Genomic DNA, 22,202 nt, shown 5'->3' with positions numbered 1-22,202 from the left:
CATCCCGCCGCTCGGTTTAATTTGAAAAGCGTGAATGACGCGCCTTTTTCCATGTTATCCGAGTCAGGCAATCTGATTCGAAAACTCAATTTAAAATTGCAAAGAATGCATACTCATGCGAACCAATTTCATCAATAAAGACATTAGATAAACTAATTTGAAGAGTGCAATTTTTCTTGTTTGCCGGGGTCGATTCGAACTCCTACAATGCGCCTCGCAGTGAGGGCATACCCTTGGATACAGGCCGGTTAATCCGGGTTCACGGTACGTATTCGACGTTCAATTTGAACCTGTCTATTGGAATCGAAGATGAAAAAGTTTGTTGCTAAAACCATCCGTTACTACAAGCTTTCCTTTGTTCAGCTCTATCAACTGAACCGACTCTGAGAGCTCGCGACGGCTCACCTGTTTATTTTCCGGTCTGTGTCCAGACGCACTCACTGTCTGTGAACATCCATCCTGAATTGTCTTTGCCCACCGCATCCGCCGTGGGCTTTTTTTTGCCCGGATAATAAAAAACCGCCTTTGACGGCGGTTTCATGTTCAAACGACTGTTTTTACTTCTCATCTGGTCGCTGAAGACCGAAATGAGCGTAGGCTCGTGTGGTCGCAATCCGTCCTCTGGGTGTACGTTGCAGATACCCTTGCTGGATCAGATAAGGCTCCAGCACATCTTCGATAGTATCTTTCTCTTCCCCGATCGCGGCGGCCAGATTATCGAGACCCACCGGGCCCCCCATAAACTTGTCTATCACAGCCAACAATAACTTGCGGTCCATGAAGTCAAAACCTTCGTTATCGACATCCAGCATGTCCATGGCGCGGGCGGCAATGGGGCCGTCGATCCGGCCATCGGATTTCACCTGGGCAAAGTCGCGCACCCGCCTTAACAAACGGTTAGCAATCCGCGGCGTGCCGCGAGAGCGACGGGCGACCTCAATGGCTCCATCTTCCGTCATGTCTAGCCCCAGACAACGGGCACTGCGGGAGACGATATCGGTCAGGTCCTTGACGTTGTAGAACTCCAGCCGCTGGACGATACCGAAGCGATCCCGCAGCGGGCTGGTGAGTGAACCAGCCCGAGTGGTGGCGCCAATCAGGGTGAAGGGAGGCAGATCCAGCTTGATGGAGCGAGCTGCGGGTCCCTCCCCGATCATGATGTCGAGCTGGTAATCCTCCATCGCCGGATAGAGCACCTCCTCCACCACAGGGCTGAGGCGATGGATCTCGTCGATGAACAGCACATCGTTCGGTTCAAGGTTGGTGAGCAGCGCCGCCAGATCCCCTGCTTTCTCCAGTACCGGGCCGGAGGTGGTCTTGATATTGACCCCCATCTCGTTGGCGACGATGTTGGCGAGGGTAGTCTTGCCCAGACCCGGCGGGCCGAAGATCAGCAGGTGATCGAGCGCTTCACCCCGCTGACGGGCCGCTTCGATAAAGATCTCCATCTGCTCGCAGACGGTATCCTGACCGGTGTAATCAGCCAGCTTCTTGGGGCGGATAGCCCGGTCAATAATGTCATCCTCACGGGCGGCACTGGCCGAAATGAGGCGGTCTGCTTCAATCATCAACTACCTCATACCAGGCTACGCAGGGATTCACGGATGATATCTTCCACCGACATCCCCTCTTTGGCGATCTTGCTGACAATCTGACTCGCCTGCTGCGGCTTGTAACCTAGGGCCACCAGCGCACTGGCCGCCTCTTCGGTCACATCAGGTGCCCGCAATTCGGGCTCACTGGCTGGCAAGGTGACCATGGCCGGGGAGAAGAGGTCGTGACTGACCCACCCCTTGAGGCGATCCTTCATCTCCACCACCAGCCGCTCGGCGGTCTTCTTGCCGACTCCCGGCAGTTTGACCAAAGAGCTTATCTCTTCACGTTCGACACTCAGCACAAACTGGGTAGCTGTCATGCCGGAGAGAATAGCCAGCGCCAGCTTGGGGCCGACTCCGTTGGTCTTGATCAGCTCGCGGAACAGCGCCCGCTCCTGTTTGTGGTTAAAACCATAGAGCAGCTGGGCATCTTCCCGCACCACGAAGTGAGTATGGATGGTCGCTTCCTTGCCGATCTCCGGCAAATCATAGAAGCAGCTCATCGGCATCTGCACCTCATAGCCAACCCCGCCCACTTCCAGCAGGACCTCGGGGGGCTGCTTTTCAATGACAATGCCTCTCAAGCGACCAATCACGGCTCTCTCCTCACCAATACAACTATTCGTAAATTGGCTCATAGCATAAAGAATAACTGGATAAGTATCCAGCATAGGGCAGCAACACCCTTGTGGTCAGAGAGGCTTTTTATCCAATTTTCCACCATGCTTGATCGGGTGCAGCCAGTGCACGGGATGTTTCAGCGCCGCACCGGCCCCCGAGCGGGGGATAAACCACTACACTAAACCCGTTCGGAACCGAAACTGGTGCCAATGTCGATACCAAGGAAGGCCATCACATGAAAATTGTTACCACCTCCAATCTGGGTCTTGCCATATTGCTCGGCTGTACGCTGGGCATGGGGGTCGTTGGCTGGTATGGCAGCCAGCGGCTAGCCAATCTGCTCTCCTATGTCCTGGGCGCCGCCTGGCAGACCGCCGACGGTGCCATGGAGGGCTCCATAGAGCTGGGCAACCAACAGCTACAGATTCAGAAGATGCAAAACGGAACCCCGCTCAATCGCGCCGAACTCGATGCTGCCAAGGCGGCGACCGATGACGCGCTGGCCCGGGTCAGCCAGGGGCAGCTCATTGATGGTGCGGCCCTTGCCACCATGGAACAGCACAAGCAGGACTATCAACAGCAACAAGAGAAGCTGCTGGCGCTCTATCACGCCTATACCGAGATCGATCAGGCCCTGCATCACAACGCCGACCTGATGGCCCGCCTCTCGACCCAGCTGGAGGTGATCGGCGATGGCGCGGTCGAGGCGCTGACCCAATCCCCCGACCAGACCATCAGCTGGAACAGCGGCCTCTCCACCCGTTGGGAGGCGGCCGACGGGGGGATGGAATCCAACATCGGCTTTTTGCGCCAACTCTATGCGCTGGAGAAGATGCGCAGACAAGGAGTCACAGAGGCGATCAAGGTCGAGCTGAAAGAGGCGACCGATTTCTACCACGAAGCGATCGACAGCATGCTCGGCACCGGGCTGTTCGATATCGAGGGAACCGGCGAATTTGCCGGCAAAACACTGTCAGCAGAGTATCGCGCCCTGTTGGCCCGGCATCAGCAACTGATGGGACAGTGGGTCGATGCGCTCGGCAGCTATCAGGCCCAGCAGTCCGTCTATGAGGTCAGTGCCGATGAGCTGCGACAACAGCTGGTTGCCATCGAGGAGAGCGGCGATGCCACCGTCGAGGATCAGGTGGCCCAGCTCAACGGCATCATCAGCCAGACCCGAACCCTGCTGCTGGGTGGCCTGTTGCTGAGCCTGATCATGGTCACCCTCTGCGGCTTCTGGCTGACCCGCAAGCTGGTGACCCCGCTGCTGCAAGTGGACAAACGAATGCAGGACATCGCCGCCGGCGAGGGAGACCTCAACGCCCGCATCAACCTGCAACGGGATGACGAGATAGGCTCGCTGGCAAACAGCGTGGATCGTTTCATAGAGAAACTGCAGAAGATGATCAGCTCCACCATGGACAACAACCAGCACATCAGCGAACACGTTCACACCTCGGTCAACCGGGTGGAGGCAATCAGCCAAAGCAGCCGCCAGACCGCCGAACATGCGCTGGCCCTGCACCACGACAGTGAGCAGATGGTGCAAGTCGCCACCGGTATCTCGGACAACTGCAGCATGGCGGCCCACAATGCCAACGAGGTGCGCCAGCTGACCACCGAGAGCAGCCAGTATGTCGCCTCCGCCAGCGCGGGCATGCAACGGGTGGTACAGGAGGTGAGCGAGTGTGCCATCGCCATCAACTCCCTCAAGGAGCAGGCGGGTCAGATTGGCCAGATCATCTCCACCATCAGCGGCATCTCGGAGCAGACCAACCTGCTTGCCCTCAATGCGGCCATCGAAGCGGCCCGCGCGGGGGAGATGGGGCGTGGCTTTGCGGTGGTCGCGGACGAGGTGCGCACCCTGGCCAATCGCACGGCGACATCAAGCGCCGAAATTAGCCAGGTGATCAGCAGCATCCAGCAGCAGACCGAGACCGCCTATCTGATGATGCAGCGCAACCTCAAGACGGTAGAGTCCGGCATGCAGGACTCCGAGAACACCAAGCAGATCCTGTTCAAGGTGGAAGGCGCCATCGACCAGCTGGCCGACATGGTGCAGCAGGTGGCCGTAGCCACAGGGCAACTGTCACACACCCTGAGCCACTCCTCTGACAAGGTCTCCGGCATCAGTCTGCAAGCCAGAACCGGCGAACAGGAGGCACAGGAGTGTCTGCAACTCGCCTCCTCACTCCATCAGGCCAGCCTGCTGCAGCAGCGCCTACTCTCCCAGTTCAGGGTCTGACCCCTTTCAATAGCAAAGATGCCACTCATGTGAGTGGCATCTTTTTGTTACCGGTCGCTCATTCCTGCCGCCTTAACTTCCTCAACGTCCTATGGCCAGTTGAACAGCCAGGCTCAACATGATGATGCCAACCAGCAGATCGATCCCCTGCTGCACCCGGCTGCGGGCCAACCAGGGCGCCAGTGCCGCAGCACCCAGCGCCAGCGAATAGAACCACACCAACGAGGCCAGCATGGCCCCCGCAGCAAAGGCCGGACGCAGGGACTCGCTCACCTGACTGCCAAGGGAGCCGAGCAGCATCAGAGTATCGAGATAGACGTGAGGATTGAGCAGCGTAACTCCCAGCGTCATCGCCAGCACGCTTTTGGCGCCCATTTGCTGAGCAGAATCGGCAAGTCCCTCCCCTTTACCACGCCAGGCACTGAGCAGGGAACGGCCACCAAACCAGCCGAGAAACAGCACGCCCCCCCAGGTGAGCAGCGCCATGCCGAGGGGGCCGGTGGCCAGCACATTGGCCCCGCCAAATACGCCGATAGCAATCAGGGTAAGATCGCAGAAACTGCAGAGCGTAGCCGTCAGCAGATGGTGATTGCGATGGATGCCCCGGCTCAGCACAAAGGCATTCTGGGCGCCGATGGGGATGATCATGGCCAGACCGATGGTGAAGCCTTGCAATATCGTTGCGAGCATCATGGAGAGCACCGTTCGAAATGATGAATCAGCGGCACTATAGCGATGGTAGTTCCTTCTTAGAAATTCATTGATTTACTTATTGATTCATTTTGCTAATAAAAACCGGCATACCCAGCCGCTGTTCCAGCCCTTGTCAATTACCGGATCTGACAATTGTGACCCTCAGAGTGCGGCAGGAGAATCTGTTGCGCCTGTGGGCTCAGCCTACTGCAGCAATCTGGGGAAGTTGGTAACCACAACTTGCTCCAGATTGGGCAGCAACAGCCCCGTACTAACCCCTTTGGCAATGGCCTGATAGCGGTTCATGGAGCCGGTTTTGCGGGTGACCTGATTGAGATGGTAATTGACCGTGCGCTCCGTGATCCCGAGGATGCAGGCGATCTCGCTAGAGGTCTTCCCTTCGCTGGCCCAGAACAGGCACTCGGTCTCGCGCTCGGTCAAGGGGTCTTTCCCCGCACTGTCCATCATGCTGAAACGCACCACCCGAATGGCCGCCTCGAAGATGTAATTGGACATCCAGGAGAGGATCGGCGAGGACTCCAGCAGCAGGTCGCTCGAGGCCCGCTCGGACGTGATAAAGGAGAGAATACCGTTCTCCCCGGCAGCACCGTGCAGAGGGAAGGAGATGCCGTTACGCAACCCGAACTCGGCTGCCAACCCCATCACGTCCATGGTTCCCTCCTGCAGAAAACTGGCCCGCTCATCGAGGCGGTTCCAGTAAATGGGCAGCGTCTGCTTGCGTGCCAGCCGGATCACCGGATCGCACGCCAGCATGTTGTTTTCGGTATAGGCCTGCACCCAGGAATCGGGGCACTGGTTGAACAGCACCACCTTGGGCCTTTGCATCGACATCGGCAGGATCAGGGCGAAGCGATAGTAGTCATAGCCCATCCCGAGCGTAAAGCGACCGATCAGTTCGGCCAGACGATTGCCGTCCGTCACCGAAGTGAAATGTTCGAGGTACTCAAGCAGTTGGTCTCTGTTCATATGAAAGCCCCCTTGGCCAGACATGTGATTATAACGGCGAATAGCAAGATAGAGGGTCCATAATGTTGGTTTTTAAAGGAAAATTGAGAGAACATCCACGAAACGAGGTGGAGAATGAACTCTATCGCTTTCGAAATCGCGTCTTTTCCGACCGGCTAGGCTGGGATGTCGAGTCTCATCGGGGCCTGGAGCGTGACAGCTTCGACACGCCAGACACCCATTGGGTTCTGATCGAGGATGAAAAAGGGCTGTGTGGCTGCATTCGTCTGCTCAACTGTGCCGATGCCTATATGCTGCCCACCATCTTCCCCACCGCCCTTGCCGGTGAAAGCGCGCCACGCACCCCCGATGTCTGGGAACTCACCCGTCTGGCTATCGATGCCCAGCGCGCACCGCGCATGAGCAATGGCGTCAGCGAACTCACTTGTGTCATCTTCCGCGAGGTCTATGCCTTCGCCCATGCCCACGGGATCCGGGAGCTGCTCGCCGTCGTCAGCCTGCCGGTGGAGCGCATCTTCCGCCGACTTGGCCTGCCCATCGAGCGGCTCGGTCATCGGCAGGCGGTCGATCTGGGTGCGGTAAGGGGCGTTGGCATCCGCTTCCATCTGGATGAGCGCTTCGCGCAGGCGGTCTCGCAGCCACTTATCGGACACTATCAAACTGCCACCTATCGCTCGCATGAGTTAGCGGCCCAGATATAAAAAATCCCGGGAAAACAGGCCCGGGATAAACGTATCGCTGTATCGCTATGACCCCGCAGGGCTGCCCCCTGCGGTCTCTAGCAGTATGCCTTCCTTACAAGACAGACCACCACTGTCAGATATCACAGCGCAACGCCCCTTCCACCGCCCATTGTTGTCCCCTGCCGAGTGACGTAGAGTCAGCCCTTGGGCAACGGAAGGGGGAGAAGATGAAAGAGCTGGACTACAAACTGCTGCGTGCGCTGGATGCGGTACTGCAGGAGCAGAACTTCGATCGGGCGGCCAAGTCGCTCCATATTACCCAGTCGGCCATCTCCCAGCGGATCAAGCAGCTGGAGCAACAGTTTGCCGAGCCGCTGCTCATTCGCAGCCAGCCGCTGCAGGCCACGTCACTCGGCCAGAAGCTGCTTGCCCACTATCGGCAAGTACATCAGCTTGAGCTCGAACTGGCGGGGGAGCTGGCCCCCGATGAGCCGCAGGGGCCAATCCGGATCAGTATCGCAGTGAACGCCGACAGCCTGGCCACCTGGTTTTTGCCCGCCATTGCCCCCTTGTTGAAACAGCACCCCATCGAACTCAACCTGCTGGTCGATGACGAGAGCCGCACCCTCGACAAGGTCCGCGAGGGTCAGGCCTTTGGTGCAGTCAGCCTGCATCCCCAGCCGCTGGCGGGTTGCTGCGTTGATGAGCTCGGTGAGATGAACTATCTGCTTACCGCCAGCCCCGCCTTCGTAGCCCGTCACTTCCCTCACGGCCTGACCCGCGAGGCGCTGGCCAAGGCACCGGCGGTGGCGTTCGATCAGCGCGATGACATGCATGTGAGCTTTATGAGGGAACACTTCGGGCTGGAGCCCGGCGGTTATCCCTGCCATACGGTCCACTCGTCAGAGGCCTTCGTCGCCATGGCCGAGCAGGGGTTGGCCTACTGTCTCATTCCCGAATTGCAGATAAGAGGCCAGCTCGCAGGCGTGTCACTGCTCAACCTCAGTCCCGACCACGTCCTGACGGAACGCCTCTACTGGCACCGCTGGGTACTGGAAAAAGGGGTTCACAAGCAGCTCTCCCAACGCCTTATCGACCATGCCAGATCGCAGTTGAAACCACGCTGAGCAGGCCATTCACCTTGGCTTTGCAGGGCTAAAAACGTATAGTGCTGGGCGATCCTTCATCAGGTCTCCACCCAGGTTTTCACTTCAGGTTCCTCACTTATGTTCCAAGACAATCCGCTGCTGGCCCAGCTCAAGCAACAAATCCGCGAAAACATCCCGAAGAAAGAGGGTGTTATCCGCGCCTCGGACCGGGGCTTCGGCTTTCTGGAAGTCGATGAGAAGACCAGCTATTTCGTGCCGCCTCCCTACATGAAGAAGGTGATGCACGGTGACCGGGTGACCGCCCTGATCCGCACCGAAAAAGAGAAGGAAGTGGCCGAGCCGGATACCCTGCTGGAGCAGTCCGTCACCCGCTTCGTGGCCCGGGTCAAGATGTTCCGTGACCGCCTCAACGTGGTTGCCGACCATCCGCTGATCAAGGATGCCATCAAGGCCCGCGTCAAGAAGGGTCTGGATGAGAAAGAGTTCAAGGAAGGTGACTGGGTGGTGGCGACCCTCAAGCGCCATGCGCTGGTCGACGGCAACTTCTCTGCCGAGATCATCCAGAAGATCGCCGCCCAGGAAGATCACAATGTGCCCTGGTGGGTGGTGCTGGCGCGCCACAATCTGGCCCAGGTCGAGCCGGCTGATTTGCCGGAGTGGAAGGTGATCGAAGAGGAAGAGCTGCCACGTCGCGATCTGACCGCAGTCCCCTTCTTCACCATCGACGGTGCCAAGACCAAGGATATGGACGATGCGCTGGCCATCACCAAGCTGGACAACGGCTGGGAGCTGCTGGTCGCCATCGCTGACCCGACCGCCTATGTGGCCGAAGGGAGCGAGCTGGACAAGGAAGCCGCCCAGCGCGCCTTTACCGTCTACATGCCGGGCCGCAACGTGCCGATGATCCCGCGTACCCTCTCCGACGAGCTCTGCTCCCTGAAAGAGGGCGAGGAGCGCAACACTCTGTGTGCCCGTCTGCTCATCGCCGAAGATGGTCTGCTGCTGGAGGAGACCGAGTTCTTCGCCGCCCGCATCTGCTCCCACGCCCGTCTCAACTACGACGACGTCTCCGACTGGGCCGAGCATGGCAAAGAGCTGTCCATCGACGCAGGTGTACTGGCCCAGCTGCCGCTGATGAAGGCAATGACCGAGGCGCGCATCGCGTGGCGCACCGAGCATGCGCTGGTATTCCCGGATCGTCCCGACTACGACTTCGAGCTGGGCGAGAATGGCGAAGTGCTGGCCATCCACGTCGAGCCGCGCCGCATCGCCAACCGCATGGTGGAAGAGTCGATGATCGCCGCCAACATCTGTGCCGGTCGCGTGCTGGGCAAGAGCGTCGGTTACGGCATCTTCAACGTTCACACCGGCTTTGACGAAGAGTCCCTCGACGGCGCCATCGACCTGCTGAAGAGTGCCGAAGCCCCGTTCGAGCGCGACGAGATCGCCAGCCTCTCCGGCTTCTGCGCCTTGCGACGCTGGATCGACAACCTCGATACCCGCTGGCTGGATGGCAAGATCCGCCGCTTCCAGAGCTATGCGCTGATGTCCTCCGAACCGGGCGCCCATTACGGTCTGGGTCTGGATGCCTACGCCACCTGGACCTCCCCAATCCGTAAATACGGCGATATGGTCAACCATCGTCTGCTCAAAGCGGTCATCGCCGGCAAGACCCCGGGCGAGCGCCCGAGCACCGAGCTCACCGAGCACCTGACCGCCTGCCGCCGCCTGCACCGCATGGTGGAGCGCGACATCGGTGACTGGCTCTATGTGCGCTACCTGAAAGCTGCCGCCGGCACCGATCAGGTATTCAACGCCGAGATCATCGACGTGATGCGTGCCGGTCTCAAGCTGCGTCTGCAGGAGAACGGCGCCGTGGTCTTCATGCCTGCCCGTCACATCCTCGACAACAAGGATCGACTGGAGTGCAACTGGGACAACGGCCGCGTCTATCTGGACAAGACTGAGGTGGTCTACGAGCTCGGCCAGCTCATCGAGGTGAAGCTGACCGAAGCGGTAGAAGAGACCCGCTCCCTTATCGCCAAACCGGCGGTAGATCTGGTACCGGGTCCGGCACCGGAAGCCCCGGCGGTCGAGAGTGCGCCAGCCGATAGCAGTGAAACACCCGCTGAGGCTGCCCCCAAGGCAGAATAAGCCGCGCAGAATCATCTGATCTGCCCGAGAGCCCGCCATCGTGCGGGCTCTTTTTTACCCGGCATCCCGCCCTACAAGCTGCCATATATACCGTTATGGCACACAGTTCTAACCACGATTGGCAGAGAACGCAGTGAATGTCTCCACCAGAATGGCTTAATGCAACCATTATGTGCGCCACCTCTCCTTTCTGACATATTAATCAAGGAGAAATATGTCTATACTCGCTTGGGTACAATCCAAGGGATATTGGTATGCAGGAATGGGACCCGGAACACTTCACCAACTTCGCTCAGTTATGCGAAGTGAGCCTCGCCACCATCCGTGAAAAGACCGATGCCGAACGCCTCTACCTCTGGCTGAAAGCCCCCGAACCGCAGCTCTACAGTTTTCAGCTCGATCACGGGCTGACCACGCTTGATCTCGCCCATCTCGGTCAACTGACCCTGCCCCACCACCTGATCGACAAGGCGATGGAGAAGGGACAACTGGTGATCGAGCAGCTCCAAGCACCGCCGGATCCCGGCGAAAATGTGGAGCCCGCCCAGCCGCAGTTACGCGCCTGTTTCCCTCTCAAGCGTCACATGAAACTGGAAGGGGTCATCTATCTGGAGACCCGCCGCCGCATCGACCGCCTCTCCTCCCACCAGCGTCAGGGTATCCAGCTCCTTATTCACTATCTGACGGCCGAGCTCAGCAATCACCTGCTCTCCAACCAGGTCAATCAGGAGCGGGACCAGCGGCTCCATACCCAGACCGATCTGGTACAGAGTCAGGCACTGCAGGGCTCCTTCCTCACCATGTTGCAGGCGCTGCACATGGTCAGCGTCACCCTCTCCCGCAGTCGCAGCGAGAACGATTTGCTGCGGGATGCCGTGCTGCTGGCCCGCAAGGAGCTGCAGTTCGATCGGGTCGCCATCTTCCTGATCGAACCCGATGGCAAGACCATGCGCGGCACCTGGGGCACCAGCGAAGAGGGCGAGCTGATGGATGAACACAACTTCATCAGCCCCATTCCGGATCACCCCACGGTGCAAGAGGCGCTCAGGCGCAAGGATTACGTGCTGGTGATGGAAGATACCCCCCTCTACTACGAGAAGCAGCAGGTGGGCCATGGCTGGAACGCCATGGTATCGCTGTGGGATGGCACCACTCCCATCGGCTGGATCGCCGCCGACAACCTGCTCTGGCACCGTCCGCTCAAAGCCTATCAGAGCGAGATCTTCAAACAGTACGCAGCCATTCTGTCACAACTGCTGATCCGCCAGCGCACTCAGGAACAGCTGGAAACCCTCAACCGCCAGCTGGAGGCCCGGGTCGCCGAGCGCACCATGCAGCTGGCCGAGACCAACCGTGCGCTGGAGGAGGCCAATCACCGCCTCTCCCTGCTGTCGCTGGAAGACCCCCTCACCGGCATCGCCAACCGGCGCCAGTGGGACATCACCATGCAGCGGGAGTGGGAGTGGGCACGGCGCACCCAGAACCTGCTGGCGGTATTGATGATCGACGTCGACGAGTTCAAGGCCTACAACGACCACTTCGGCCATGCCAAGGGGGATCTCTGCCTGCAACAGGTGGCCCATGTGCTGCGGGATGCTGAACGGCGCTGCACCAATCTGGTCGCCCGTTACGGCGGGGAGGAGTTCGTCATTCTGCTCTGCGCCCCCCAACCCGGTGAGGCCGAACAGCTGGCCGGGCGGATCCACGATGGTCTTGCCCGCCTAAAAATGCCCCATCCCGCCTCGCGGGTTGCTGATTTCATTACGGTTAGCATAGGCTTTAGCTATCTGGTTCCCTCCCTGGACGGAGCATGGCAGACCCTGACCGAACAGGCTGACCAGGCGCTCTACCACGCCAAGTCACAAGGGAGGGCCCGTACTCTGGCCTATCGGTGATCCCATGCTGTTGCGTCGCTACCCTATCTTCAATCGTCGCCTGGCTCTGGTGGCCTACGGCATCGACTATCAGCTCAGCTCACCGGCCGAATGGCCTTCACTGGCGCAACATTGCCGCCTGCTGGCGCAGGGGCGTCAATATCTGGTTCCCTTCACCCACGAACAGCTCGATGAACAGCGTCCCCTGCTACTGGATCAGGACGCGATCCCGCTGGTTGAAGCCTCCAGTGCACGCCAACCCAACTCGTTCCCGGTGCTGGAGCAGTGGCGCGACAGTCGGCGCAGACTGGCGGTACATGGCGCCAACCGGGATCCACGCTGGCTCGGCGCCAGCCGCCTGCTGGTGTACTGGATGGGAGAAGAGGGGATCTGTCAGCCCACCGAACACAAGCGGATGGCGCTGAACATCGAAACCTGGGCGGATTTTCTCCCGCTGCGGGAGGCGGGGGTCGACTTCTTTGCCGGCGGCTTTCTCGCCCGTCCCGAGCTGGTCAATCAGCGGGCCAACCAGCCCGATATGGCGCTGGTACAACAGATCCTCCAGCTCATCTGCCACGAAGAGTTCTCCTTCGCCCAGGTAGCCCGCCTGCTGGAGCAGGATGCCTGGCTGCCCGGCCTGCTGCTCACCTACGTCAACGCCCCCGGCTTCGATCATGCCGCCCCCATCACCTCGGTGCCCCGCGCCCTCTCCTATCTGGGGGAGCAGGAGATCCGCAAGTTCGTGTTGATCAACGGTCTGGCTCGGGTAAGCCAGCACATGCCGGAGGCCTGCACCCGCATGGCTATCGCCCGCGGCCGCTTCTGCGAGTTGATTGCCCTCACCGCCCTCGGTAAAGCAGAGGCCAGCTGGGCCTTTCTGGTAGGACTGGTTCTCGATGGCTCCCTGCTGTCGGAGCCGCTGATGGCCCACCTGCCCAAGAGCGTGCAGCGCGCCATCGAACTGCACGAAGGGCCACTCTTTCATCTGTTTCAGCTGGTCAGCACCTATGAACAGGGCAACTGGGCCCTGCTGGAACAGCTTGCCCCCAAATATCAACTCGATCCGGCCCAGCTCACCCCCGTCTATTTTCAGTCACAAATGTGGGGGCAAGCGTTTCTCACCAGCTAGGTGATGGCGAGGCAGAGAACCACTGGCTAGAATGGGCTCCCCTTTTTCAGAGACAGACCCCGCACCATGACCCTTTCCGGATTCCAAGGTCTGGTCTTTGACCTTGATGGCACCCTGGTCGACTCCATGCCGCTGCACCTCGCCGCCTGGGAACATACCGCCCGCGAGTTTGGCTTTCACTTCGACGCCGACTGGTTCTATGAGCTGGGGGGCATGCCGAGCCGCAAGATAGCCCTGCTGGTGGCACAGGAGCAGCAGATCCCTCTCGATCCGCTCGAAGTCACCCGCTGCAAGACCGCCCACTATGTGGCCAACCTGCACAAGGCGACCGTCTTTCCGGCCATGCAGGCGCTGGTCGAGCGCTATCATGGCGCCATCCCGATGGGGATTGGCACCGGCTCGCCCCGCGTCAACGCCGAAGCGGTGCTGCGCAACACCGGGCTGGATCGCTACTTCTCTGTGGTGGTCACCGCAGACGATGTGGAGCTGCACAAGCCCAATCCGGACACCTTCCTGCTGGTCGCCAGCAAGCTGGGGGTCGAGCCATCAGGCTGTCTGGTGTTTGAAGATACCGGAATCGGGGTACAGGCCGGAGAGGCGGCGGGTATGCAGACCTGCATGGTCAAAGAGGGCAAACCGGTCGGCATAACGGCGTAGTGCGGAAAAAAATATCGCCCTGCAAGGGGCGATAACCGGAACCGGCTCTCATACGGGACATGAATGAAAATGAGAGCAGGTTCCGTCAGTCGCTGACGCAGGGCGCATCAACGGGGAGTGCGGGGCAGACGATTACTCGTTGTTGCCGCCGCCCTGATTGTCGTCATAACGACCCGGCGCACCGTGGGGGCGCGGCGCCATGGAGACACGTGGCTTGCGAGCACGCTGGATATTCACCTGCGGACGGCCGGTGTGCATGGCGATGGTGGAGATCTTGGCCTTGTAGACCAGCTGCTGGTTACCATGAGCATCGGTCAGCAGCACGCTGTACTGGTCGAACCCGCTGATGGTGCCTTCCAGCTTGATGCCGCTCACCAGAAAAATAGCGACCTGACTGCGGTTCTTGCGCAACCAGTTGAGGGCAGAATCTTGCCCGTTCCCGAGGGAGAAGGCTTGCTCAATCGTGGAGTAGCTGGGGGATTCAGTTGTCATAAATTATTGTCCCGCGGAAAAAAAGTGGCGTTTGATTGTGCTAAATGGGCACTGGCTTGTCAAAGTCATTCTCACTCCCGCCAGCAATAGCGGCCTCCGGGGGCTGGTCGCTGACCGGTACAACTGCGATAATCGCCAGCTCTGGCTCTACCACGGGCCTTATCTGGGGTTTTATCTTGCATCCGGTTTCACACCAACACCACACCACCTATGTCCATGATGCCACTGCCTGCGAAGAGTGTGACCTGCTGATACCGGCCACACCGCTCGAGGTGGGACAGGCCAGCTGCTGCCCCCGTTGTGGGCACACCCTGAGTCGCCACCTGCCACAGCAGGAGTTGCGGCCGATCTCCTACGGGTTCGCGGCACTCATCATGTTCGTGCTCGCCAATGCCTTTACCTTTATGTCCTTCTCGGCCAAAGGGGTGGGCCAGGAGATGACCTTTTTGCAGAGCATCACCACCCTGGTGGATGAGGGCTATCTGTTTCTCGGCGCGGTATTGAGCCTGACCCTGATCGGCCTGCCGCTGGTCTATATGGGCTCCATCATGCTGGTGCTGTGGCGGGTCGATAAAGATCTGCACAGCAATGCCCTGCGCTCCCTCGGCCGTCTGCTCTGCCGGATCAAACCCTGGCTGATGGTGGATGTCTTTCTGGTGGGGGTGCTCATCTCGCTGGTCAAGCTGATGGGGATGGCCGACATCAAGATGGGGCTGTCATTCTGGGCTTTCGTCGGTTACACGGTGCTGCTCATCAAGATGATCTCCTCGCTGGATCAGATGTGGCTGTGGCAGCGGCTGTTCGGCCCTACCGAGGCGCGGGATATCGACCCGGAAGCGGGTGCGCTGGAATCAGGTCTGGTGGGCTGCCATATCTGTGGCGCTCTGAGCGAGGTGGGCAGCCACAGCTGCTCCCGCTGCGGCGGCAAGCTGCATGCGCGCAAGCCGGGTGGCCTGAACCGCACCTGGGCGCTGCTGTTTACCTCCGCCATTCTCTACATTCCGGCCAACGTCTATCCCATCATGGATACGGTGTTTCTCGGTGATGACAGCCCCTCCACCATCCTAGGCGGTGTGGTGCTGCTGTGGGCCATGGGCTCATACCCCATAGCTGCGGTGATTTTTTTCGCCAGCGTGGTGGTGCCGCTGGTAAAAATACTGGCGCTATTCTGGCTTTGCTATATGGTGCAGCGCGGCAATGTCACCTCCCCCCTCGGCAAGCTCAAACTCTATCGCATGACCGAATTTGTCGGACGCTGGTCGATGATCGACGTCTTCGTGGTGGCCATTCTGGCGGGCCTGATCCGGCTCGACAATCTGATGACCATCTACCCCGGCCCTGCGGCCGTCGCATTTGCAGGTGTGGTACTGATCACCATGGTCGCCGCCATGAGTTTCGACTCCCGCCTGATCTGGGATTTACAACAAGGAGAACGCGAACGTGAGTGAGCGTAAAAAAAGGTGGAAACCGGGCTCTGACTTTCTGAGCTCTGCCGCCGCAATCTGGATGGTGCCCCTGCTGGCGCTGTTCATCGGTCTCTGGATGCTGTTCCAGCACTGGTACTCCCAGGGCCCAAGCTTCACCCTGACAGTCGCCACTGCCGAGGGCATAGTCGCCGGCAAGACGGTGATCCGCTCCCGCGAAGTGGACGTCGGCCGCATCGAGGCCGTCGAGCTGAGCGATGACTACAGCCATGCGGTGCTGAAAGGACGGCTGACCAATGCCGCCTCCGGCATGCTGCGCGGTGACAGCCAGTTCTGGGTGGTCAAGCCCAGAGTGGGCCGTGAAGGGGTATCGGGTCTGAGTACCCTGCTCTCCGGCGCCTATATCGAGCTCGCCCCCGGCAAGAAAGGTCGGGCGCGGGACGAGTACGCCATGCTCGACAAACCGCCGCTCGCCTCCCTCGATGCCAAGGGGCTGCGTCTCACCCTCAGCAGTCGCGACACCCGCGCGCTGGGAGAAGGCTCCCCCATCAACTATCAGGGCTTCACCATAGGTCAGGTAGAAGAGGCGAAGTTCCTGCCGGAAAAGAGCGAGATGCAGTATCAAATCTTCATCCACGCCCCCTATGACATTCTGGTGAGCAGCAACTCCCGCTTCTGGATGACCCCGGGCTTCGAGGTCTCCATGAGCAGCGAGGGGATGAAAGTGAAGATGGATTCGCTGGAGAGCCTGATCGATGGCGGCATTACCATGGGTCTGCCACCCGGCTGGGCGCCTGGCGAACCGGTCAAACAGATGGAAGGGTTCACCCTGTTCCAGGATGAGGCGAGCGTGCTGGCCGGTAGTCTGGATCAGTTCATCGACTACGTCTTCCTGTTCGATGACAACGTGGGTGGCCTGCACCCGGGCGCGGCGGTGCAGTATCGCGGTATCCGGGTCGGTACCGTCATCTCCGCCCCCTACCTCATCGAGGACAAGGGCGTGCAGATCTTCAAGAGCCGCCAGATCCCGGTGCTGGCTCGCATCGAGGTACAGCGCCTCTCCCACCGCTATGCCAAGGCGGAGAAGGATCAGTGGCGAGCCCTGTTCGGCAAGCAGTTCAAGGAAGGGTTGCGTGCCAGCCTCAAGACCTCGAGCCTGCTGACCGGTGGCAAGATCATCGATCTCAACTTCTATCCGGACGCGCCACGTTTCGAACAGGCCAAGCTGGCCGGTTATCAGGTCTTCCCCACCGTGCAGGGCGGGCTGGATCAGATCGAGCGCAAGGTGAACCTCATCCTCGACAAGTTTGTCGACATGGACATGGCAACCACCCTGACCAAGGTCAACGGGTCACTCACCACCCTGGATGACACCCTGAAGAACATCAGTGCAGTCAGCGCCAACCTGAACAAGCTCACTGCCAAGGATTCCACCCAGCAACTGCCGGCCTCGCTCAACGAGAGCCTCAAGCAGTTGCAGGAGACCTTGCAGGCCTATGATGCCCAGTCGCAGACCAATCAGGACCTGCGTCAGTCGGTGCAGACCCTCAATCAGTTGATGCGCGAACTGCAGCCGCTGGTGCACTCCCTCAACGAGCAGCCCAGCTCGCTGATCTTCGATCGCGCGCATCCATCGGACCCTGAGCCCAAGCGAGGCAAACAATGAAAAAAGAGATCCTGACGCTGGCCCTGCTGGGCCTGCTGGCGGGTTGCAGCAGCCAGCCAAGCCTGCACTACTACTCGCTCGATGCCGACAACCAGCAACCCGTAACGGCCCCGGCCCAACCGCAGCACCAGCTGGTGCTGCGCCCGGTGGCACTGGCCAGCCAGCTCGACCGGATCAGCCTGGTCTATCAGCTGGAAGGGCAAGAGCTGCACTTCACCGAGTACCATCGCTGGGCCGGTGCGCTGGACGATCAGCTCAACCAGCTCACCCTCAATGGCCTCTCCACCCGCCTGCCGGGCTGGGTGGTACGGCAGGATGGCGCCCGCAAGGGGCCGGTGCTGACCATTCTGGTGGAGCGCTTTCAGGGCCGTCATGACGGCAGCGCCGTGCTGAGCGGTCGCTGGCGCCTGCTGGCGGAGGATGGCACCGTGCTGCGCGATGCCCCCTTCCGTCAGGAGCGGGTGCTGCCAGCCGATGGCTACAACGCACTGGTGAACGAGCTGGGTCAGGGCTGGCAACAGCTGCTCGACCAGATCGCCGCCGAGGTGCGCAAGCAGGGTTGAGCACATCAACCTGCGAGCATCAGATAGAAAAAACGACGCCAGCTGGCGTCGTTTTTTTATGGGCAAGAGTCGGGGGCGACTTATGCCTTGGCAGGCAGGCTCAGGCGGGCAACCGCTTCCACATGCATGGAGTGCGGGAACATATCGACCGGCTGCACTTCGTCCAGCACGAAGCCCTGTTTGACCAGCCAGGCAAGGTCGCGGGCCAGGGTCTGCGGGTTGCAGGAGACATAGACCAGACGGCGGGGCGCCATGGCGACCAGGGTCTGCAGCACCGCCTTGTCACAGCCTTTGCGCGGCGGGTCCATCACCACCACGTCAGCGGTCACGCCCTGGGCGTGCAGTTCGGGCATCAGCTGCTCGGCCTTGCCGACGTGGAATTCGGTGTGCTCGATGCCGTTGAGGGCAGCGTTGCGGCGGGCATCGCTGATGGCGCTCTCCACCGACTCGATCCCGACGACCTTGGCGGCCTTGCCAGCCAGGAACAGGGAGATGGTACCGATACCGCAATAGATGTCGAACACCGTCTCGTTACCGGTCAGCTCGGCATACTCGAGGGCGCTGGAGTAAAGCACATCGGTCTGGGTCGGGTTGTTCTGGAAGAAGGAGAGCGGCGAGATCTCGAACTCGAGTTCGTGGATCTTGTCGCGGATCACCCCTTCGCCGAGCAGCACCCGGTTGGTCGCGCCCAGAATGCGGTTGGTGCGCTCATCGTTGATGTTCTGCACCAGGGTTGTGACTGGCAGATCGCTCAGGGCTGCCAACAGTTCGGCTTCGAACGGCAGCGCCTCACCCAAAGTGACCAGCACCACCATCAGCTCGCCGCTCTTGAAGCCCTTGCGGGTCATCAGGTTGCGCACGCAGCCGCTGTGGTTTACTTCGTCATAGGCGGCGATGTCGTGCTCGCGCATCCAGCTGCGCACCCGGGCGTTGAGCTCTACGTGCAGTGAGTCCTGCACCGCGCAATCATCGGCAGTGATGAGATCGTGGGAGTGCTTGCGATAAAAACCGATCTCGGCACCCGCTTCGCAGCCACGCACCGCATATTGCGCCTTGTTGCGATAGGCGAACGGGCTCTCCATGCCAAGGATATCCTTGACCGGAGTATCACCCAGCCCAGCCTGCTCCAGTGCGCTCTGCACCAAAGCCTGCTTGAGCTTGAGCTGGGCCGGATAGGCCAGCGGGCGCACCTGACAGCCACCGCACTCGGTGTTGGGGCAGAAATCGGCAACCCGATCGGCGGAGGGCTGGAGCAGCTCGGCAACCTTGCCGTGCAGATAGTTCGGCTTGACCTCGGTCAGCTCCACCAGCGCCTGCTCACCGGGCAGCAGACCTTCGACAAACAGGGGGCGATCGAACAGGCGTCCTTTGCCATCTCCTTTGTCGGTCAGTTCCAGGATCTCGATCTGGTGTTGATGTCCCACTAACGGCATGAGCGGCTCCAAAAGTACTAAAAATGGGGGGTGATGAACGCGGCAGAGCCATGCCCATCGAGAAAAGGTGGCAGAGTTTAGCGGAGATCCGGCCAAATTGCAGGCATAAAAAGCCTGCTTGTTGCAATGGTCATTACTCCTGGCCATCTGCCGAGCGTGGCCACCTTTCGGGTTGCGGCAAATTTAGCCCTTGGGCCATAACGCCCAGCCTGTTAAAATTCCGCCCTTGAAATTATCCTGGGCCCCGCGCCCGTTCTAGCTAAGGTCTACCGCGATGCGTACCAGCCAATATCTGCTTTCCACTCTCAAGGAAACCCCCTCCGACGCTGAAGTTGTCAGCCACCAGCTGATGCTGCGCGCCGGGATGATCCGTAAACTGGCCTCCGGCATGTATGCCTGGTTGCCAACCGGTCTGCGGGTACTGAAGAAAATCGAGAACATTGTTCGCGAAGAGATGAACAATGCTGGTGCCGTCGAAGTCTCCATGCCGGTGGTTCAGCCTGCCGAGCTGTGGCAGGAGTCCGGCCGCTGGGACGACTACGGTCCCGAGCTGTGCCGCCTGACCGACCGCCACAACCGTCCCTTCGTGCTGGGCCCGACCCACGAAGAGGTGATCACTGCGCTGGTACGTTACGAAGTGAACAGCTACAAGCAGCTGCCGCTCAACCTCTACCAGATCCAGACCAAGTTCCGCGACGAAGTACGCCCCCGTTTCGGCGTGATGCGTGGCCGCGAATTCCTGATGAAGGATGCCTACTCCTTCCACATCGACAAAGAGTCTCTGGTCGATACCTACGAGAAGATGCACGCCGCCTACTGCAAGGCGTTCACCCGCATGGGTCTGAACTTCCGTCCGGTGCAGGCCGATACCGGCTCCATCGGTGGTACCGGTTCCCACGAATTCCAGGTGCTGGCCGAGAGCGGTGAAGATCTGATCGCCTTCTCCGACAGCTCCGATTACGCCGCCAACATCGAGATGGCCGAAGCGCTGGCACCGGCTGGTGAGCGCGCTGCCGCAACCAAAGCCCTGACCAAGGTTGCCACCCCGAACGTCCACACCATTGACGAAGTGGCTGCCTTCCTGAACGTGGCGCCGACCGCCATCGCCAAGACCCTGCTGGTACTGGCAGAGGAAGATGAGCACGGCAAGCAGGCCGTCATCGCGCTAGTACTGCGTGGCGACCACGAGCTGAACGAAATCAAAGCCGAGAAACTGGCTGGCGTAGCCAACCCGCTGACCTTCGCCAACGACGAGCAGATCAAAGCTGCCGCCGGTTGCGACGCAGGCTCCATCGGCCCGGTCGGCTTTGCCGGTCGCATCATCGTCGATCGCAGCGCCGCCCATCTGGCGGACTTCGTCTGCGGCGCCAACGAAACCGGCTTCCACCTGACCGGTGCCAACTGGGATCGCGACATCGCTACCTACGAAGTTGCCGACCTGCGCAACGTGGTGGAAGGCGACCCGAGCCCGTGCGGCCAGGGCAAGCTGCTGCTCAAGCGCGGTATCGAAGTGGGCCACATCTTCCAGCTGGGTACCAAATACTCCGAAGCGATGAAGGCGAGCGTGCTGAACGAAGCTGGCAAGTCCGTCACCATGGAGATGGGTTGCTACGGTATCGGGGTTTCCCGTCTGGTGGCTGCCGCCATCGAGCAGAACAACGACCAGTACGGCATCATCTGGCCGGACGCCATCGCTCCGTTCGAAGTGGCCATCGTGCCGATGAACATGCACAAGTCCGAGCGCGTGGCCGAGCAGGCACAGCAGTTCTACGCCGAGCTGAAAGCCGCCGGTGTGGACGTGCTGTTCGACGACCGTAAAGAGCGCCCGGGCGTGATGTTCGCCGACATGGAGCTGCTGGGCATCCCGCACGCCATCGTCATCGGCGATCGCGGTCTGGACAACGGCGTGGTGGAGTACAAGTGCCGCCGCACCGGCGAGAAGCAGGAAGTGGCCATCAGCGACATCATCGCCATGCTCAAGGCCAAGCTGGGCCGTTAATTCCGCCCTCTTCCCGATATAAAAAAGCGCGCCATTTGGCGCGCTTTTTGTTTCTGTGTGCGGACGACGGCAACCGGATGGCTGGCTTAGCCTCAGGGATTGCGACCAATAAAGAGGTCGGTCACGTGGCAGCTGCTTCTGGCTTCCAGTGCGTCGAGCATATAGGCCGCCGCATCTTCCGGAGTCATGAAGCCACTCGGGTCCACGTGATCCGAGTTGTCCCAGAATTCGCTGCAGATCCCGCTCGGGTAGAGGTTCACCAGCCGCAACGGCGAGCCTTTCAGCTCGGCGCGCAAGGATTCGAGAAAGCCGCGCATCCCCCATTTGGAGGCGCAGTAGAGACTCTCGTTGGCCTTGCCCACCTGCGCGGCGGAGGAGAGCACATTGGCCAGCACTCCGCCCTTGTCGCCGATAAGCCGCACCGTCTGCTGGGCCACCAGAATGGTGGAGATGAGATTGCTCTCCACCACCCGGCGGATCTGCTCGGCGGTGTAGACACCGACCGGGCCAAACTCGCCCACCCCGGCGCAGTGGATCACCATGTCGGGCTGCCCGCCCCACTCCACCGCAGCGGCGAAGGCAACGTCGACCTCTTCATGGTGCGCCAGATCGGCGGCGATGCCGATTACCGCGCTGCCGAGCAGTTGTTCCTGCTCCTGCAGTCGCTGATAACGGCGCCCCATCATGGAGACCTGATGGCCCCGCTCAACCAGACCTATGGTCAGCGCCCGGCCGAGACCAGAACCGGCACCTGTCACTATGATGTGGCCCATTATCGCTCCTCGTCGTCAGTCGACGGTCAGATTAGAAAGTGAATTCATCGCCCATGAACCATCCATCGACAGAATGCTCTGATAGATGTTGGCGAAGAATATCAC

At 60.1% G+C, this 22,202-nt stretch carries 18 protein-coding genes; 11 read left to right on the top strand and 7 right to left on the bottom strand.

Going from position 1 to position 22,202, the window contains the following annotated elements; translation table 11 throughout:
• Window positions 1-557 precede the first annotated feature (557 nt).
• Both ruvB and ruvA read right to left on the bottom strand, forming a co-directional pair.
• A complete protein-coding gene (gene ruvB, locus AB5Y84_RS08920) occupies window positions 558-1,568 on the bottom strand; it encodes a Holliday junction branch migration DNA helicase RuvB (protein ID WP_005335744.1) in 1,011 nt (336 codons plus the stop codon).
• Window positions 1,569-1,576: 8 nt separating this feature from the next.
• Window positions 1,577-2,191, bottom strand: a complete 615-nt coding sequence (gene ruvA, locus AB5Y84_RS08915) for a Holliday junction branch migration protein RuvA (RefSeq protein ID WP_005335746.1) — start codon at window positions 2,189-2,191, stop codon at window positions 1,577-1,579.
• Window positions 2,192-2,451: 260 nt separating this feature from the next.
• Between ruvA and AB5Y84_RS08910 the strand changes: the two genes are divergently transcribed.
• Complete coding sequence (locus AB5Y84_RS08910; protein WP_368176797.1) at window positions 2,452-4,461, top strand: methyl-accepting chemotaxis protein; 2,010 nt, start codon at window positions 2,452-2,454, stop codon at window positions 4,459-4,461.
• Between the two features lie 81 nt (window positions 4,462-4,542).
• On the opposite strand, the gene lysE is transcribed toward AB5Y84_RS08910, so the two are convergent.
• Together lysE and AB5Y84_RS08900 are read right to left on the bottom strand one after the other, a co-directional pair.
• Window positions 4,543-5,151 carry an L-lysine exporter gene (gene lysE, locus AB5Y84_RS08905; protein ID WP_368176799.1) on the bottom strand — a complete coding sequence of 203 codons (609 nt, stop codon included), beginning with the start codon at window positions 5,149-5,151 and terminating at the stop codon, window positions 4,543-4,545.
• A 207-nt stretch (window positions 5,152-5,358) separates the two neighbouring features.
• The gene (locus AB5Y84_RS08900) at window positions 5,359-6,141 is read right to left on the bottom strand and encodes a LuxR family transcriptional regulator (RefSeq protein ID WP_005335753.1); all 783 of its coding nucleotides are present in this window, start codon (window positions 6,139-6,141) and stop codon (window positions 5,359-5,361) included.
• Between the two features lie 62 nt (window positions 6,142-6,203).
• Between AB5Y84_RS08900 and AB5Y84_RS08895 the strand changes: the two genes are divergently transcribed.
• The 6 genes from AB5Y84_RS08895 to AB5Y84_RS08870 all read left to right on the top strand — a co-directional run bounded on the left by AB5Y84_RS08895 (window position 6,204) and on the right by AB5Y84_RS08870 (window position 13,747).
• Window positions 6,204-6,842: an acyl-homoserine-lactone synthase gene (locus tag AB5Y84_RS08895; protein WP_368176796.1), complete on the top strand. Its 639-nt coding sequence runs from the start codon at window positions 6,204-6,206 to the stop codon at window positions 6,840-6,842.
• 209 nt (window positions 6,843-7,051) lie between these two features.
• Window positions 7,052-7,951: a LysR family transcriptional regulator ArgP gene (locus AB5Y84_RS08890; protein ID WP_368176795.1), complete on the top strand. Its 900-nt coding sequence runs from the start codon at window positions 7,052-7,054 to the stop codon at window positions 7,949-7,951.
• A 99-nt stretch (window positions 7,952-8,050) separates the two neighbouring features.
• Window positions 8,051-10,087 carry an exoribonuclease II gene (locus AB5Y84_RS08885; RefSeq protein WP_368176794.1) on the top strand — a complete coding sequence of 679 codons (2,037 nt, stop codon included), beginning with the start codon at window positions 8,051-8,053 and terminating at the stop codon, window positions 10,085-10,087.
• A 254-nt stretch (window positions 10,088-10,341) separates the two neighbouring features.
• A complete protein-coding gene (locus AB5Y84_RS08880; RefSeq protein WP_368176793.1) occupies window positions 10,342-11,982 on the top strand; it encodes a diguanylate cyclase in 1,641 nt (546 codons plus the stop codon).
• A gap of 4 nt (window positions 11,983-11,986) precedes the next feature.
• Window positions 11,987-13,090 (top strand): EAL and HDOD domain-containing protein, encoded by a 1,104-nt coding sequence (locus AB5Y84_RS08875; protein ID WP_368176792.1) that lies wholly within the window; start codon window positions 11,987-11,989, stop codon window positions 13,088-13,090.
• 66 nt (window positions 13,091-13,156) lie between these two features.
• Window positions 13,157-13,747 carry an HAD family hydrolase gene (locus tag AB5Y84_RS08870; protein WP_368176791.1) on the top strand — a complete coding sequence of 197 codons (591 nt, stop codon included), beginning with the start codon at window positions 13,157-13,159 and terminating at the stop codon, window positions 13,745-13,747.
• Window positions 13,748-13,879: 132 nt separating this feature from the next.
• Here AB5Y84_RS08870 and hfq read toward each other — a convergent pair whose 3' ends face one another.
• Window positions 13,880-14,239 carry an RNA chaperone Hfq gene (gene hfq / locus AB5Y84_RS08865; RefSeq protein ID WP_005335772.1) on the bottom strand — a complete coding sequence of 120 codons (360 nt, stop codon included), beginning with the start codon at window positions 14,237-14,239 and terminating at the stop codon, window positions 13,880-13,882.
• A gap of 176 nt (window positions 14,240-14,415) precedes the next feature.
• On the opposite strand from hfq, the gene AB5Y84_RS08860 reads away from it, so the two are divergent.
• From AB5Y84_RS08860 to AB5Y84_RS08850, 3 genes are read left to right on the top strand one after another with little or no spacing between them, the layout of a single operon-like run.
• Entirely contained in the window at window positions 14,416-15,687 is a 1,272-nt protein-coding gene (locus AB5Y84_RS08860; protein WP_040066978.1) for a paraquat-inducible protein A, read from the top strand.
• The gene (pqiB, locus tag AB5Y84_RS08855; protein ID WP_267512528.1) at window positions 15,680-17,329 is read left to right on the top strand and encodes an intermembrane transport protein PqiB; all 1,650 of its coding nucleotides are present in this window, start codon (window positions 15,680-15,682) and stop codon (window positions 17,327-17,329) included. The genes AB5Y84_RS08860 and pqiB overlap by 8 nt, the downstream gene beginning before the upstream one ends.
• Window positions 17,326-17,892, top strand: a complete 567-nt coding sequence (locus AB5Y84_RS08850; RefSeq protein ID WP_042052434.1) for a membrane integrity-associated transporter subunit PqiC — start codon at window positions 17,326-17,328, stop codon at window positions 17,890-17,892. Before pqiB ends, AB5Y84_RS08850 begins: the two co-directional genes overlap by 4 nt.
• 80 nt (window positions 17,893-17,972) lie before the next feature.
• Here AB5Y84_RS08850 and rlmD read toward each other — a convergent pair whose 3' ends face one another.
• Window positions 17,973-19,325, bottom strand: coding sequence for a 23S rRNA (uracil(1939)-C(5))-methyltransferase RlmD (gene rlmD / locus AB5Y84_RS08845; RefSeq protein WP_368176790.1), 1,353 nt, complete (start codon window positions 19,323-19,325; stop codon window positions 17,973-17,975).
• A 274-nt stretch (window positions 19,326-19,599) separates the two neighbouring features.
• Between rlmD and AB5Y84_RS08840 the strand changes: the two genes are divergently transcribed.
• Entirely contained in the window at window positions 19,600-21,324 is a 1,725-nt protein-coding gene (locus tag AB5Y84_RS08840) for a proline--tRNA ligase (RefSeq protein ID WP_042062982.1), read from the top strand.
• A 92-nt stretch (window positions 21,325-21,416) separates the two neighbouring features.
• On the opposite strand, the gene AB5Y84_RS08835 is transcribed toward AB5Y84_RS08840, so the two are convergent.
• Window positions 21,417-22,097: an SDR family oxidoreductase gene (locus AB5Y84_RS08835; protein WP_368176789.1), complete on the bottom strand. Its 681-nt coding sequence runs from the start codon at window positions 22,095-22,097 to the stop codon at window positions 21,417-21,419.
• Between the last annotated feature and the right edge of the window lie 105 nt (window positions 22,098-22,202).

Source organism: Aeromonas sp. s11, from assembly GCF_040907945.1.
Taxonomy (GTDB): domain Bacteria; phylum Pseudomonadota; class Gammaproteobacteria; order Enterobacterales; family Aeromonadaceae; genus Aeromonas; species Aeromonas veronii.
This window is presented reverse-complemented; position numbering and strand designations above follow the sequence as displayed.